The sequence below is a fragment of the Sphingomonas ginsenosidivorax genome (assembly GCF_007995065.1).
Classification (GTDB): domain Bacteria; phylum Pseudomonadota; class Alphaproteobacteria; order Sphingomonadales; family Sphingomonadaceae; genus Sphingomonas; species Sphingomonas ginsenosidivorax.
In genome coordinates, this window is record NZ_VOQR01000001.1 from 3,747,908 (window position 1) to 3,761,983 (window position 14,076).

General features: G+C 68.8%; 14 protein-coding genes. 1 reads left to right on the top strand and 13 read right to left on the bottom strand.

Annotation, left to right across the window (positions count from 1 at the left end; translation table 11 throughout):
- Positions 1-9: 9 nt before the first annotated feature.
- The 13 genes from FSB78_RS17265 to FSB78_RS17325 all read right to left on the bottom strand — a co-directional run bounded on the left by FSB78_RS17265 (position 10) and on the right by FSB78_RS17325 (position 12,992).
- Positions 10-2,844: a M16 family metallopeptidase gene (locus FSB78_RS17265; RefSeq protein ID WP_147083773.1), complete on the bottom strand. Its 2,835-nt coding sequence runs from the start codon at positions 2,842-2,844 to the stop codon at positions 10-12.
- Between the two features lie 2 nt (positions 2,845-2,846).
- Complete coding sequence (locus FSB78_RS17270) at positions 2,847-3,050, bottom strand: hypothetical protein (RefSeq protein ID WP_147083774.1); 204 nt, start codon at positions 3,048-3,050, stop codon at positions 2,847-2,849.
- Between the two features lie 22 nt (positions 3,051-3,072).
- Positions 3,073-4,206 (bottom strand): tRNA guanosine(34) transglycosylase Tgt, encoded by a 1,134-nt coding sequence (gene tgt / locus FSB78_RS17275; protein WP_147083775.1) that lies wholly within the window; start codon positions 4,204-4,206, stop codon positions 3,073-3,075.
- Positions 4,203-4,712 carry an EF-hand domain-containing protein gene (locus tag FSB78_RS17280; RefSeq protein ID WP_338419984.1) on the bottom strand — a complete coding sequence of 170 codons (510 nt, stop codon included), beginning with the start codon at positions 4,710-4,712 and terminating at the stop codon, positions 4,203-4,205. Before FSB78_RS17280 ends, tgt begins: the two co-directional genes overlap by 4 nt.
- A complete protein-coding gene (gene queA, locus FSB78_RS17285; protein WP_147083776.1) occupies positions 4,709-5,734 on the bottom strand; it encodes a tRNA preQ1(34) S-adenosylmethionine ribosyltransferase-isomerase QueA in 1,026 nt (341 codons plus the stop codon). The genes FSB78_RS17280 and queA overlap by 4 nt, the downstream gene beginning before the upstream one ends.
- 4 nt (positions 5,735-5,738) lie before the next feature.
- Positions 5,739-6,461 carry a peptidylprolyl isomerase gene (locus FSB78_RS17290; protein WP_147083777.1) on the bottom strand — a complete coding sequence of 241 codons (723 nt, stop codon included), beginning with the start codon at positions 6,459-6,461 and terminating at the stop codon, positions 5,739-5,741.
- A gap of 77 nt (positions 6,462-6,538) precedes the next feature.
- Positions 6,539-7,042 carry a pantetheine-phosphate adenylyltransferase gene (coaD, locus tag FSB78_RS17295; protein WP_147083778.1) on the bottom strand — a complete coding sequence of 168 codons (504 nt, stop codon included), beginning with the start codon at positions 7,040-7,042 and terminating at the stop codon, positions 6,539-6,541.
- 9 nt (positions 7,043-7,051) lie between these two features.
- On the bottom strand, positions 7,052-7,942 hold the full coding sequence (locus tag FSB78_RS17300) for a polyprenyl synthetase family protein (protein WP_422396734.1): 891 nt from the start codon (positions 7,940-7,942) through the stop codon (positions 7,052-7,054).
- 9 nt (positions 7,943-7,951) lie between these two features.
- The gene (locus FSB78_RS17305; protein ID WP_147083780.1) at positions 7,952-8,191 is read right to left on the bottom strand and encodes an exodeoxyribonuclease VII small subunit; all 240 of its coding nucleotides are present in this window, start codon (positions 8,189-8,191) and stop codon (positions 7,952-7,954) included.
- Positions 8,192-8,239: 48 nt separating this feature from the next.
- The gene (locus tag FSB78_RS17310) at positions 8,240-8,440 is read right to left on the bottom strand and encodes a hypothetical protein (protein WP_242008371.1); all 201 of its coding nucleotides are present in this window, start codon (positions 8,438-8,440) and stop codon (positions 8,240-8,242) included.
- 81 nt (positions 8,441-8,521) lie between these two features.
- Positions 8,522-10,189 carry a GGDEF domain-containing protein gene (locus FSB78_RS17315; protein ID WP_147083781.1) on the bottom strand — a complete coding sequence of 556 codons (1,668 nt, stop codon included), beginning with the start codon at positions 10,187-10,189 and terminating at the stop codon, positions 8,522-8,524.
- 161 nt (positions 10,190-10,350) lie between these two features.
- Positions 10,351-12,666, bottom strand: a complete 2,316-nt coding sequence (clpA, locus tag FSB78_RS17320) for an ATP-dependent Clp protease ATP-binding subunit ClpA (RefSeq protein ID WP_147083782.1) — start codon at positions 12,664-12,666, stop codon at positions 10,351-10,353.
- A gap of 131 nt (positions 12,667-12,797) precedes the next feature.
- A complete protein-coding gene (locus FSB78_RS17325; RefSeq protein ID WP_147083783.1) occupies positions 12,798-12,992 on the bottom strand; it encodes a DUF1192 domain-containing protein in 195 nt (64 codons plus the stop codon).
- A 102-nt stretch (positions 12,993-13,094) separates the two neighbouring features.
- Between FSB78_RS17325 and FSB78_RS17330 the strand changes: the two genes are divergently transcribed.
- Positions 13,095-14,075 (top strand): NAD(P)H-quinone oxidoreductase, encoded by a 981-nt coding sequence (locus FSB78_RS17330; protein ID WP_147083784.1) that lies wholly within the window; start codon positions 13,095-13,097, stop codon positions 14,073-14,075.
- Position 14,076 lies beyond the last annotated feature (1 nt).

Genomic DNA, 14,076 nt, shown 5'->3' on the forward strand with positions numbered 1-14,076 from the left:
ATCAACGGATCACTTCAACGTCGCACTGTCCAGCTTCAGCGCCGCTTCGGGGATCACCTCGACCGCGGGATAGGCCCTGCGCAGCGGCTCGATGAACTGCTTCGCGTCGCCGACCACGACGATGCTCGCCGCCTTCGGATCGAGCAGCGCCGCGGCTGCCGCCTGCGTCGCCGCCGGATCGACCGCGCCGACCGACGGGATGTAGCGCTGAAGCTCGGATAGCGGCACTGCCTGCACGACGTAATTGCCGAGGATCCCGGCAACGCCGTCGGTGGTCTCGATCGTCCGGCCGAACCCGCCGACCAGCACCGCCTTGCGCGTCTCGAGTTCGGCGGCAGGGACCGGCTCGCGGCCCATCCGCGCCATCTCGCCCTCGATCAGCGTGACGACCTCGGCGGCGGTCGGGTTCTTGGTCTGCGTCCGCGCGGCGACGATGCCGGGCAGGCGCCGCGCCTGCACGCCGCTCGAGGCACCGTAGGCGAGGCCGCGCTTGATCCGCACCTCCTGGTTCAGCCGCGACGAGAAACCGCCGCCCAGCACGGTGTTGGCGACCGCGAGCGGATAGAAACGCGGATCGGCGCGCGCGATCCCCGGCCGCGCCACGACGACGCCCGCCTGGCCCGCATCGGGCATGTCGACGACGATGACGCGCGGCGCCGGCACCGGCGCGACGGCGGGCGCGGGGACGGGGGCGAAGGCCGGCGCCTTCCAGCCGCCGAAACCGGCCTCGGCCAGCTGCTTCGCCTCTGCCGCGGTGATGTCGCCGACCATCACCAGCGCCGCGCCGTCGGGGCGCCACGTCCGCGCATAGGCGGCGGTCAGGTCGGGGCGCGTGATCGCCTTGAGCGAGGTCGCAGTGCCCTCCAGCGCCATGCCGTAGGGCGCCGCGCCGAACACCGCGCGGTTGGCGACCAGCCCGGCCAGCTGCGCCGGGTCCTTCATCGTCAGCGTCACGCCGTCGATCGCCTGCGCGCGGGCGCGTTCGATCTCTTCGGGCGCGAACACCGGGTTGATCGCGACATCGGCGAGCAGCGCCATCGCCGGTGCCAGCTGGTCCGACTTCACCGTGATGTTCACCGACGCCCCGTCGCGGTCGGCGTCGCTGCCGATCGCGCCGCCGAGCGATTCGATCGCGCGCGCGATCTCGGTCGCCGACCGCGTCCTGGTGCCCTTGGTCATCAGGTCGGCGGCAAGGCTCGCGGCGCCTGCGCGCGTCGCCGGGTCGGTCGCGCCGCCGCCGCTCGCGATCAGCGAGGCGGTGACGATCGGCAGGTCGTGCCGCTCGACCACGATCAGCCGCATGCCGTTGGCCAGCCGCGTCTCGACCGGCTGCGGGATGATCGCGGGGATCGGCTGCGCGGGGGCGGGGGGCTTGACCCGGTCGGCCTCGCTCGCCGGCGTGACGATCGTGACGTCGGCGGGGGTCTTGAGGTCCGCGACGCGCACGCTCGGCGCCAGCCCGATCGTGTCGCCGGTGCCCTGCTTGGCGGAGATCGGCAGATAGCGGATCGTCGCTGCCTGCGCGTCGCCCAGATAAGTGCGCGCGACGCGCTGCACGTCGGCGGCGGTCACCCGGCCGATCGCCGCGAGCTGCTGGTCCGCGCTGCGCGGGTCGCCATCGACGATCACCGCGGCGGCAAGCGTGCTCGCCTTGCCCTCGGCGGTCTCGCGGCTCTTGATCGTCGCGGTGAGGATCTCGTTCTTCGCTTCAGTGAGCTCCGCCGCGGTCACCGGCGCATCGCGCAACCGCGCGACCTCGCGCTTCAGCGCCGCCTCGCCCGCTTCGACGGTCTTGCCGCCCGCCATGATCGCGTAGACGACCAGGTTGCCGGTCGACTGCTTGCTGTCGAGAAACGCCTCGGCCGATTGCGCGAGCTGGTCGCGGTAGACGAGGCTTTCGTACAGCCGCGAACTCTCACCCGTCGCCAGCACCGCCTTCAGCACGGTCAGCGCGGGGATGTCGGCATCGCGGTCGGCGGGGACGTGATAGCTCATCAGCACCGCGGGCAGCGGCGTGTTGGGCTCGTACACCGTGCGCGTGACCGCGGCGGTGCGCTTGGGTTCGGCGACCGTGACGCGCGGGATCGGCCCGGCGGGCTTCTTGATCCCGCCGAAATACTGGTTGACCCACGCATCGAGCTGCGCCGGATCGAAATTGCCCGATACCACCAGCACCGCATTGTCGGGCCGGTAATAGGTCGCATGGAAGGCGCGGACATCGTCGATGCTCGCCGCCTCGAGATTCTCCAGGCTGCCGATCGTGCCGCGCGCATAGGGATGCGTCGTATAGGACAAGGCGGGCAGGTAGACCGAGAACAGCTTGCCGTACGGCCGCGCGAGCGTGCTCTGGCGCAGCTCCTCCTTCACCACGTCGCGCTCGGACGCGAAGCTCTTGGGCTCCACGACCAGGCTCGCCATCCGGTCGGCTTCCGCGAACAGCAGGCGCTGCAGATGGTTGGCGGGCACGACCTCGTAGTAATTGGTGAAGTCGTCATTGGTGGACGCGTTGTTGTAGCCGCCGACATCCTCGGTCAGCCGGTCCATCTGCTCCGCCACCAGGTTGCGCGTTGATTTGAACATCAGATGTTCGAACATGTGCGCGAAGCCCGACTTGCCCTTGGGGTCGTCCTTCGATCCGACGTCGTACCAGACCTGGACCGAGACGTTGGGCGTCGTCGTGTCGCGGATCGCATAGACGCGCAGGCCGTTCGCCAGCGTCTTCTCGGTGAACGCGATCGGCTTGACCGCAACCGCGGGAGCCGGCGCGGGCGCACGCTTCTGCGCCGCTGCCGCCATGGGGATGAGTGCCGCGGTGAGCAGCAAGGCGGAGCGGAGCAGGCGCATGCTTACTTCTTCGATCGCGGGCGGTTGGCGTACAGCACGGCGCCGGCGATCGCCGCGGATCCGATCCCGACCCCGAGCCCGATCGCACCGAGCGGCCAGCTCTTCGCCTTGTCGACCGCAGCCTTCGCGGCGGCTTCGGCGTGGTCCTTGGCTTCCTTCGCCGCGGCGAGGATCTCGTTCGGGGTGTCGTCGGTCGGTTCGGTCATGATATACTCCTCACACGTGCGCTTATAGCGCAGGCCGTTTGTAGCGCAGGCGGAATTCGTCCGCATAGGTTTTCAGCGTCCCGCTCGCGATCGCCGCGCGCAGATCCGCCATCAGCGTCTCATAAAACCAGATATTGTGCTCGGTCATCAGCATCGCACCCAGCATCTCGCCGGCGCGGACCAAGTGATGCAGATAGGCGCGGCTCCACGTCGCGCAGGTCGGGCAGCCGCACGCCGCGTCGATCGGCGCCGGGTCCTCGTTGAACTTGGCGTTGCGGATGTTGATCGGCCCGTCACGCGTGAACGCCTGGCCGGTGCGCCCCGACCGCGTCGGCATCACGCAGTCGAACATGTCGATCCCGCGCTCGACCGCACCGACGATGTCGTCGGGCTTGCCGACCCCCATCAGGTAGCGCGGCTTGTCCGCGGGCAGTTGCGCGGGCGCGAAGTCGAGGCAGCCGAACATCGCGTCCTGCCCCTCGCCGACCGCGAGCCCGCCGACCGCATAGCCGTCGAACCCGATATCGGTCAGCGCCGCCGCGCTGTCGCCGCGCAGCGTGCGGTCTAGCGCACCCTGCTGGATCCCGAAGATCGCTGCGCCCGCGGCATGCTCCGCGCCGCTGTCGAACGCGGCGCGGCTGCGCCTGGCCCAGCGCATCGATCGCTCCATCGCGGCCGCCTGCACCTCGCGCGTGCTGGTGGTCGGTACGAGTTCGTCGAACGCCATCACGATGTCCGAGCCGAGCAGCCGCTGGATCTCGATCGACCGCTCGGGGCTCAGCAGGTGTCGCGTGCCGTCGAGGTGCGACTTGAACGCCACGCCCTCTTCGGATCGCTTGGTCAGGTCGGCGAGACTCATCACCTGATAGCCACCCGAGTCGGTCAGGATCGGCCTGTTCCACCCCATGAACCCGTGCAGCCCGCCCATCCGCGCGACGCGCTCGGCACCCGGGCGCAGCATCAGGTGATAGGTGTTGCCAAGGATGATGTCGGCGCCCGCCGCCTCGACGTCGCGCGGCTTCATCGCCTTGACGGTGGCCGCGGTGCCGACCGGCATGAACGCGGGCGTGCGGATCGTGCCGCGGTGCATTTCGATCGCGCCGGTGCGTGCGGCACCGTCGGTCGCGGCGATGGTGAAGGCGAAGCGTGGTGTCATTTCGGTTTCCCGCCCGGCTTGCCGCCGGGCCGCACGGGGGTGGTGGGGCCGTTCGCATCGATCGGCCGCGTCTTGAACGTCAGCAGTTCGGCACGCGACAGCGCGCCGTCTCGGTTGACGTCCCAGCGCGAGAACAGCCGCGCGAACTGGCCCTGCAGCTCGACCAGCGTGATCCGGTTGTCGCCGTCGCGATCGACGTCATAGGGCGCAGGCAGTGCGGTCCGGTCGCCGAGCCAGCGCAGCGCCCAGTCGGAATAGCCGAGATAGCCGATCGATCCCGACGCCCCCCCGGACGCTGCGGTGTCTGTCCCGGCGAAGCTGCGCGCGACGCACGCCGACAGCTCGGCCCGCGTGACGAGCGCATCGGCATCGGCATCGCAGGCAGCGGCGAACATCGCGGCGGGTTCGACGACGATCGTGGCCGGCGTCTGCGGTGTCGCCTTTGGCGGCGCGACCACGACGATCTCGGGCGCCACCTGCAGCAGCGCGAGCGCGAACAGCATCATGGCAGCAGCAACGATGCGTCACCATAGCTGTAGAACCGATAGCCCTTCGCGATGGCATGGGCGTACGCCGCTTGCATCCGCTCACGCCCCATCAGCGCCGAGACCAGCATGAACAGCGTCGAGCGCGGCAGATGGAAATTGCTCATCAGCCCGTCGATCCCGCGGAAGCGGTAGCCCGGCGTGATGAATATCGACGTGTCGCCGTCGAACGGCCGGATCACGCCGTCTGCATCGGTCGCACTCTCGATCAGGCGCAGCGACGTCGTGCCGACCGCGATCACGCGCCCGCCGGCCGTGCGCACCGCGTTGAGCCGGTCCGCGGTCGCCGCGTCGATCCGGCCCCATTCGGCGTGCATCCTGTGGTCCGCGGTGTCGGTCGCCTTGACCGGCAGGAACGTGCCTGCGCCGACGTGGAGCGTCAGCGTCGCATGGCCGATCCCCGCCGCCGCGAGCGCGGCCATCAGCGCGGGCGTGAAGTGCAGCGCCGCGGTGGGGGCGGCGACCGCGCCCGGCTCCGCGGCGAACATCGTCTGGTAGTCCGCCGCGTCGCGCTCGTCGGTCGGGCGCTTGCCCGCGATATAGGGCGGCAGCGGCATGTGCCCGGCGCGCTCGAGCAGCAGTTCGACCGGTTCGTCGCCCGCGAAGTCGAGCGCGTAGCTGCCGTCCTCCTCGCGATCCACCGCCGCGGCGCTGACACCGTTGCCGAAGTCGATGACGTCGCCGTCGCGCAGCCGCCGCGCGTTGCGCACGAACGCGCGCCAGCGCCGCGGCCCCTCGCGCTTGTGCAGCGTCGCGCCGATCTTCGCGTCGCCGCGCCGCCCGTCGAGCTGCGCCGGGATCACCCGCGTGTCGTTGAACACGAGCAGATCGCCGCGGCGGAGCAGGCCCGGCAGGTCCGCGACGCCGGCATCGCGCGTCGCGTCGCCGTCGAGCACCAGCATCCGCGCCGCATCGCGCGGCGCCGCGGGGCGGAGCGCGATACGGTCGGTCGGCAGGTCGAAGTCGAAAAGGTCGACGTTCACCGGATCACTTCTTCGCAGCGGCCTTCTTCGCCGGCGCCTTGGCCGGTGCCAGCTTGGGCTTGGCGACGCCCGGCCCGGTCTTCGTCCCCGGCAGCGTCACCGGTGCGCCCAGGCTGGCGGCAGCGGCGGGCGCGCCCGCGGCATAGGCCGGCGGGTTGTCCGCGGCGATATAGGCGTGGACGATCCGCGACGGGCTCGCGGGCGGCTCGCCGCGCTCGATCGCGTCGACATATTGCATGCCGTCGATCACGCGCCCGAACACGGTGTACTTCTTGTCGAGCGCGAGGCGCGGCTGGAAGACGATGAAGAACTGGCTGTTCGCGCTGTCCTCCTTGTCCGATCGCGCCGCCGATACCGCGCCGCGGACGTGCGGCAGATAGTTGAACTCGGCCTTCACGTCGGGGAGCTGCGAGCCGCCGGTACCGTCGCCCTTGGGGTCGCCGCCCTGCGCCATGAAGCCGTCGATCACGCGGTGGAAGGCGAGGCCGTCATAGAAATGCTGGCGCGTCAGCGTCTTGATCCGCTCGACCATCAGCGGCGCGACATCGGGGCGCAGCCAGATCGTCACGCGACCGCCGGTCGACAGGTCGAGCAGCAGCAGATTCTGCGTGTCGGTCGTCAGCGGCGGCGTCTTGCGGACGGCGGCGTTCGGGTCCGTGATCTGGGCGCTGGCCGGCACCGCGATCAGGCAGCCGAGCAACGCAAACATACCGGCGAAAAAGCGCATCGAATTCACACTCGCATAAGGATGCCGCCGCTTAGAGCAAATCGGCGGTTGCGCCAATCTGAACGTGCGTGGGCGACCTAGCTGCCCTTGCGGCCGATCGTCGCCACCCGCGCCACGACTTCGGCGCTCACCGTCGCGGGGACGAACTTGGCGATGTCGCCGCCGTACAGCGCGATTTCCTTGACCAGCCGGCTGGCGATCGGCTGCAGCGCGACATCGGCCATCAGGAACACGGTCTCGACGCGCGGGTTGATCTGCTGGTTCATCCCCGCCATCTGATATTCATATTCGAAGTCGGCGACCGCGCGCAGCCCGCGGACGATGACCTTGGCCCCTTCGCGCTCGGCAAAGTCCATCAGCAGCGAATCGAACGCGACGACATGGATGTCGCCGCCGATCGGTGCGACTTCGCGGCGGACCATCGCCAGCCGCTCCTCCAGCGTGAACATCGGCGACTTGGAGGCGTTCGTCGTGACTCCGACGACCAGCTTGTCGACCAGCTTCGCACCGCGCCGGATGATATCCATATGGCCGAGCGTCACGGGATCGAACGTCCCGGGATAGACACCGATGCGCGTCATGGCGTGTTCCTAGCGATCGCGTTCGAGGACGAAGCGCGCGATGTCGCGCAGCAGGTCGGCTTCGGTGCCATAGGCGTGGAGGTGCGCGATCGCCTGGTCGACCAGCATCCGCGCCTGTTCGCGCGCGCGCTCGGCACCGAGCAGCGTCAGGAACGTCTCCTTGCCCGCCACCTCGTCCTTGCGCAGCTTCTTGCCTGCCAGCGCCTCGTCGCCCTCGGCGTCGAGCAGGTCGTCGGCGATCTGGAAGGCGAGGCCCAGGTCGTGCGCATAGCCGCGCAGCCCGACCCGGCCGGCGGGCGGCACGCGGCCGAGGATCGCACCGGCCTCGACCGCCGCGGAGATTAGCGCGCCGGTCTTCAACTGCTGCAACCGCGTGACGGTTTGCAGGTCGAAGCGCGACCCCTCCGCCTTCAGGTCCATCATCTGGCCGCCCGCCATCCCGCTCGGCCCGGCAGCGCGGGCGAGATCGAGCACCAGGTCGGCGCGCACGAACGGGTCGGGCAGCACGTCGGAATCCGCCAGCCACTCGAACGCCAGCGCATGCAGGCAGTCGCCCGCCAGGATCGCGCACGCCTCGCCATACACCTTGTGCACGGTCGGCTTGCCGCGGCGCATGTCGTCGTCGTCCATCGCCGGCAGGTCGTCGTGGATCAGCGAATAGACGTGGATCGCCTCCAGCGCGGTCGCGGCACGCGCGGCGCATGCGCGGTCGACGTCGAACAGCGTCGCGGTCGCGAACAGCAGCAACGGGCGCAGCCGCTTGCCGCCGCCCATCGCCGCATGCCGCATCGCGCGGTAGAGGTCGGCGCGGGGATCGTCGGGAACCGCGAGCAGCACGTCGAACTGCCGGTCGATCTCGACCGAGACCTCGGCGATGGCGGCGTCGAGGCGTGCGGACATCGTGGTCATTCAGCCGGCCGCGAACGGGCGGACGCCGGCGGGCTTGCCCTCGCCGTCGAGCCGGATCGCCTCGATCCGCGCCTGTGCCGCGTCGAGCCGGTCGGCGCAGCGCTGGCGCAACCGGTTGCCGCGTTCGTAGAGTTCGATCGCCTGCTGCAGCGGCGTCTCGCCGCTTTCCAGCTGGCCGACGATCGCCTCAAGATTCTTCAGTGCATCCTCGAACGAGAGGTCTTCGATCGGCGTTTCCATGGCGTCGCTATGGCGCAGGCGCGCAACGGGGGTCAAGGCGCGCGGTGGTTACCGCAGGCGATCCACCGTCCAGGTGTACAGGACCGAGACGCCGACCAGCCCCAGGTCGACCGCGGCCTGCATCTGGTGCGGCGACGGATCGCGGACGTCGTGCGTGATCAGCCGGAAGTCCGCGGTCGGATGCCGCACGCCGACCAACGCCAGTCCCAGCACCGCCACGCCCAACGCCACTCGCCGATTGCGCGTCATCTCGAATCTCCCAGAGTTCCGGTCACCGCGTGCTGGATGCGCCTGGCGCGCCGCGATGGCAAGTATCGGCGCAAGGGAAGGTCAGGCGGCCAGGCTTTCGGCGGCGCGCGACCGGTCGCGCCCGGCGGCCTTGGCCGCGAACAGCGCGCGGTCGGCGTTGCAGTACAGCCGCTTCCAGTCGGTCTCGCGCCGCATCGGGCCGATGCAGGTGCCGATGCTCGCCGTGACGGTGATGTCGAACGGCATGCGTTCGCGGCGCAGCGCGGCGAGGATCGTCTCGGACACCAGCGGCGACGCGGCGTGCGTGACGATCGCGAATTCCTCGCCGCCGATCCGCGCGACCAGCGCGTCGGCCGGCGCCGCCATGCGCAGCGCGCGGGCGACGACGCGCAGCACCTCGTCGCCGCCGTCATGGCCGATCGTGTCGTTGACCGCCTTGAAATGGTCGATGTCGATGATCAGCAGCGCTTGGTCGCCCTCGCGCCCGATCGCGCCCGCCAGGAACGACCGCCGGTTGAGCAGCCCGGTCAGCGGATCGGTGTCGGCGAGCAGCCGAGCCGCGCTCTCCTGGATGCGCGCCTCGTCGCGTTCGCGGCTCAGCAGGCGGATGCGATAGGCGATCGCGACGCTCGACAGCATCGCCTCGAACATCATCGAGATCGTCGTCGACTGGTCGATCCAGAAATTCCACCCGATCAGGTTCGCCGCGCTGGCGATCCGCAGGCTGGCGAACGCGATCGGCGCGCCCCATGCGAGCGCGAACAGCCACAGATACGTGCTGCGGTGCCGCCAGGCCCGGACCAGCACCGCCGCCACCAGCATCGGCAACAGCAGATAGGTGGCCAGCACGACATGATCGAGCAGGACGATCCGCGTCGGCGCCAGCGTGACATAGGCGATCGTCGTCACCGCGAGACCGCCCACGACGATGTCCGCGGCGCGGCTCAGCCAGCCCTCGAACACCCTGTGTTCGAAGAACGCACGGGCGAACACGACCGCCGCGATCGACGACGCCGCCAGCAGCACCGCGTTGATCCGCAGCCGGACATTGTTGTTCACATCGGGCATCCATTGCCCCAGCGCGCCCGACGAGCTGATCGCATAGCCGAGCAGGCACAGCAGCAGCACGCAATAGGTCGGCTGGAACGACTGGCGGAGCGCCCCCCACAAGGCGAGATTGTAGATGATCAGCGCGATCGCCATCCCCGCGAACGCGCCATACAGCATCGCGAGCAGCATTTCGGACGCGGTCTGCTCGGCATCGGTGGCCAGCACCGCGCCGAGCAGGATCCCGCGCATGTTCGCGGCGCCTTCGACATGCCACAACAGCCGGACGGGACGCGCGGCGTGGGCGGGCAGCGGCAGCGACAGCGTCGCGCCGAGGCGCAGGAAATGCCCGGCATTGGCGCTGCTGAACCCGGTGCGGGCGACATGGCCGTCGGCATAGAGGATGTGGAGCGTCACCGCGTCCTGCCACAGGCTGGCGATCCGGGCGTTCAGTCCGCCGGACGCGATGTCGCGGGGCAGCGGTTGCGAGAGCGCCCAGTAATCACCCGATCCGAACCGGTTCTGCGGCGTCGTACAGTCGAACCGTTCGGGATGCGCGAGCAGCGTGGCGGCGTCGTCGCCCGCCGATGCGGCTGCAATGCACACCGCGACGGGTGTCTTGGCGAAGGCAGGAGAAGCGGCGCATGTCAGCATGACCGCCAAGGCCCCGAACCACCATGTGAACACGCGTCGCCAACTCATGGCGTATCGCTAGCGTAATGATCGAAAACGAACAGTAAACGGGATCAGATTACCTCGAATTGGTTCTCAGGCCCGGGGCAGGGGGCGCGCAGCAGCGGCGCGCGGCGCAAAAAAAGGCCCGGCTGCATCGCAACCGGGCCTCATCGCCTGTTTCGTAGCAATTATTCCGCCTCGACGGGCTCGCTCTTGCCCTTTTTCTTGGGCTTCTTCGGCGCCGCGGACTCGATCGCGAACGACAGCGCGCCGTCCTTCATCTTCACCGTCACCTCGCCGCCATGGACCAGCTTGCCGAACAGCAGTTCCTCGGCGAGCGGCTGCTTGATCTTCTCCTGGATCAGGCGGCCCATCGGGCGTGCGCCGTACAGCTTGTCATAGCCCTTCTCGGTCAACCAGGCGCGCGACGCATCGTCGAGCTGGATGTGCACGCCGCGATCGGCCAGCTGCAGCTCAAGCTGGAGGATGAACTTGTCCACCACGCGGGCGACCACGGTCGTCGGCAGGTATCCGAACGGCACGATCGAATCGAGGCGGTTGCGGAATTCCGGCGTGAACATCTTCTGCACCGCCTGCTCGTCCTCGCCTTCCCGAGTAAGGTTTCCGAAGCCGACCGTCTCGCGCGCCATGTCGCTGGCGCCCGCATTGGTCGTCATGATCAGGATGACGTTGCGGAAATCGACCGACTTGCCGTGCTGGTCGGTCAGCCGCCCGTTGTCCATCACCTGCAACAGGATGTTGAACAGGTCGGGATGCGCCTTCTCGATCTCGTCGAGCAGCAGCACGCAGTGCGGCTGCTGGTCGACCGCGTCGGTCAGCAGGCCGCCCTGGTCGAACCCGACATAGCCCGGGGGCGCACCGATCAGCCGGCTGACCGAATGGCGCTCCATATATTCGGACATGTCGAACCGCTGGAGCGGGATGCCGAGGATGGTCGCCAGCTGGCGCGCGACCTCGGTCTTGCCCACGCCCGTCGGGCCGGTGAACAGATAGTTGCCGATCGGCTTGTCCGGATCGCGCAGGCCAGCCCGGCTCAGCTTGATCGCCGAGGACAGCAGCTCGATCGCCTTGTCCTGTCCGAACACCACGCGCTTCAGATCGGTCTCGAGGCTCGCGAGGCTCTTCTTGTCGTCGGTCGACACGCTCTTCGGCGGGATGCGCGCCATCGTCGCGATGACGAGCTCGATCTCCTTGGGCGTGATCGTCTTCTTGCGCTTGTTCGCAGGCACCAGCATCTGCATCGCGCCGACCTCGTCGATCACGTCGATCGCCTTGTCCGGCAGCTTGCGGTCGTTGATGTAGCGCGCCGACAGCTCGACCGCGGCCTTGATCGCGTCGGGCGTGTACTTGACCGAATGATGGTCCTCGAACGCCGAGCGCAAGCCCGTCAGGATCTTGATCGTGTCCTCGACGGTCGGCTCGTTGACGTCGATCTTCTGGAAGCGCCGCAGCAGCGCGCGGTCCTTCTCGAAGTGGTTGCGGAACTCCTTGTACGTGGTCGACCCGATGCAGCGGATGGTGCCGCCCGACAGCGCGGGCTTCAGCAGGTTCGACGCGTCCATCGCGCCGCCGCTCGTCGCGCCGGCGCCGATCACGGTGTGGATCTCGTCGATGAACAGCACCGCGTGCGGCAGCTTCTCGAGCTCGTTGACGACCGCCTTCAGCCGCTCCTCGAAGTCGCCGCGATAGCGCGTGCCGGCGAGCAATGCGCCCATGTCGAGCGAATAGATCACCGCGGGCAGCAGCACGTCGGGCACCTCGCCCTCGACGATCTTGCGCGCCAGCCCTTCCGCGATGGCGGTCTTGCCGACGCCGGGGTCCCCCACATAGAGCGGGTTGTTCTTCGACCGGCGGCACAGGATCTGGATCGTGCGGTCCACCTCGGGGCCACGACCGATCAACGGATCGACCTTGCCGTTCTTGGCCTTCTCGTTGAGATCGACCGTGAACTGCTTGAGTGCGCTTTCCGTCTTGCCCTTCTCCTGTCCCTTCGCGGGTTTCTCGTCCTCGGCGCCCTTGGGGGGCGTCGCGTCCGTGGCGGTGCCACCCTTGCCGACGCCGTGGCTGATGAAGCTGACGGCATCGAGGCGGCTCATGTCCTGCTGCTGCAGGAAATAGACGGCATAGCTCTCGCGCTCGCTGAACAGCGCGACGAGGACGTTGGCCCCGGTCACTTCGTCGCGACCCGAGGACTGGACGTGCAGGATCGCGCGCTGGACGACGCGCTGGAACCCGCTGGTCGGCGAGGGGTCGGTCGCGGCGTCGACCTTCAGCGCGTCGAGTTCGGTGTCGAGATAGTGCGCGACCGTGGTCTTCAGCTCGCCGATGTCGACGCTGCACGCGCTCATCACCTTCGACGCATGTTCGTCGTCGATCAGCGCGAGCAGCAGATGTTCGAGCGTCGCATATTCGTGGCGGCGCGAGGACGCGGCCTCGAGCGCCTTGTGCAGCGTGGTCTCGAGGGCGGGTGCAAATGATGGCATTTACAATACTCCAGTCGGGCCGCGAAGACGCAGGCCCTTTGCAACCATGTCGGGATTGAAGAGGCGCGCATCAAGCACTTGAAACCGGCATCGGTCGCGCCTTGTATCGGGCGTGCCAGAGGCCGGCCTGCTCACCGCCTGAATAGCTCGTCGGCGGTTGCGCGGTGGTTAACGGCGCGGTCTTTTCGGAGCTGGCAGCGCGCGATCTCGCCCTGCAGCACGGTGATCCGCGCATCCAGCTCGGCGACCGACAGCGGATCGAGGTCCTGGCGCACCAGGGCGTCGAGCAGGTCGTCGGGACGCGATGGGGTATCGTCCGGGTCCATTACGCTCCAACGTTGACCCGCACCGGGCGCATGTCAATAAGGCGGCAAGCATACAGGGTAGTTCGAGCGATGATTATAGAAGACCAGAGCATCCCTGACGTCATGAAGGCGATCGATCCGTCGGAGCCCGGCGGTCCGGAGGTGCTGGTGCTGGTCGACCGGCCGGTGCCCCGGCCCGGTGCCGGCGAGGTGCTGGTCAGGATCGCGGCCGCGGGCGTCAACCGCCCCGACGTGCTCCAACGCAAGGGCGGCTATCCGCCGCCAAGGGGCGCGCCGTCGATCCCGGGGCTCGAGATCGCAGGCGTCATCGTCGCGGTCGGCGAGGGCGTCGGCCCCGAGCAACTGGGGCAGAGCGTGTGCGCGCTGCTCGCGGGTGGCGGCTATGCCGAATATGCCGTGGTCGCGGCGGGCCAGTGCCTGCCCGTCCCCGAGGGCATGTCGATGGCCGAGGCCGCGGCGGTCCCCGAGACGCTGTTCACGGTGTGGACCAATCTCTTCGAGCGCGCCTATGCGACCGAGGGCGACACGGTGCTCGTCCATGGCGGGACCAGCGGCATCGGCACGATGGCGATCTCGCTGTGCGGGCTGTTCGGGATCGACATCATCGTCACCGCAGGGTCCGACTCGAAATGCCAGGCCGCGCTTGGGCTTGGGGCGACGCATGCGATCAACTACAAGACCGAGGATTTCGTCGAGCGGGTGAAGGCGATCACCGGCGGCAAGGGCGTCGCCGCGGTGCTCGACATGGTCGGCGGCGACTATCTGCCGCGTAACCTCAAATGCCTCGCCGAGGATGGCCGCCACGTCTCGATCGCGGTGCAGGGCGGCCCGACCGCGACGATCGAGATCTTCGACATCATGCGCCGCCGGCTGACGCTGACCGGATCGACGCTGCGCCCGCGCGATGCCGCGTTCAAGTCGCTGGTCGCCGACGAACTGTCGCGCACCGTCTGGCCGCATGTCGAGGCGGGCAAGCTCAAGCCCGTCATGGACCGCAGCTTCCCCTTCGCCGAAGCCCCGGCGGCGCATGCACGGATGGAGGCGGGCGATCATGTCGGCAAGATCGTGCTGACGATGGCCTGAT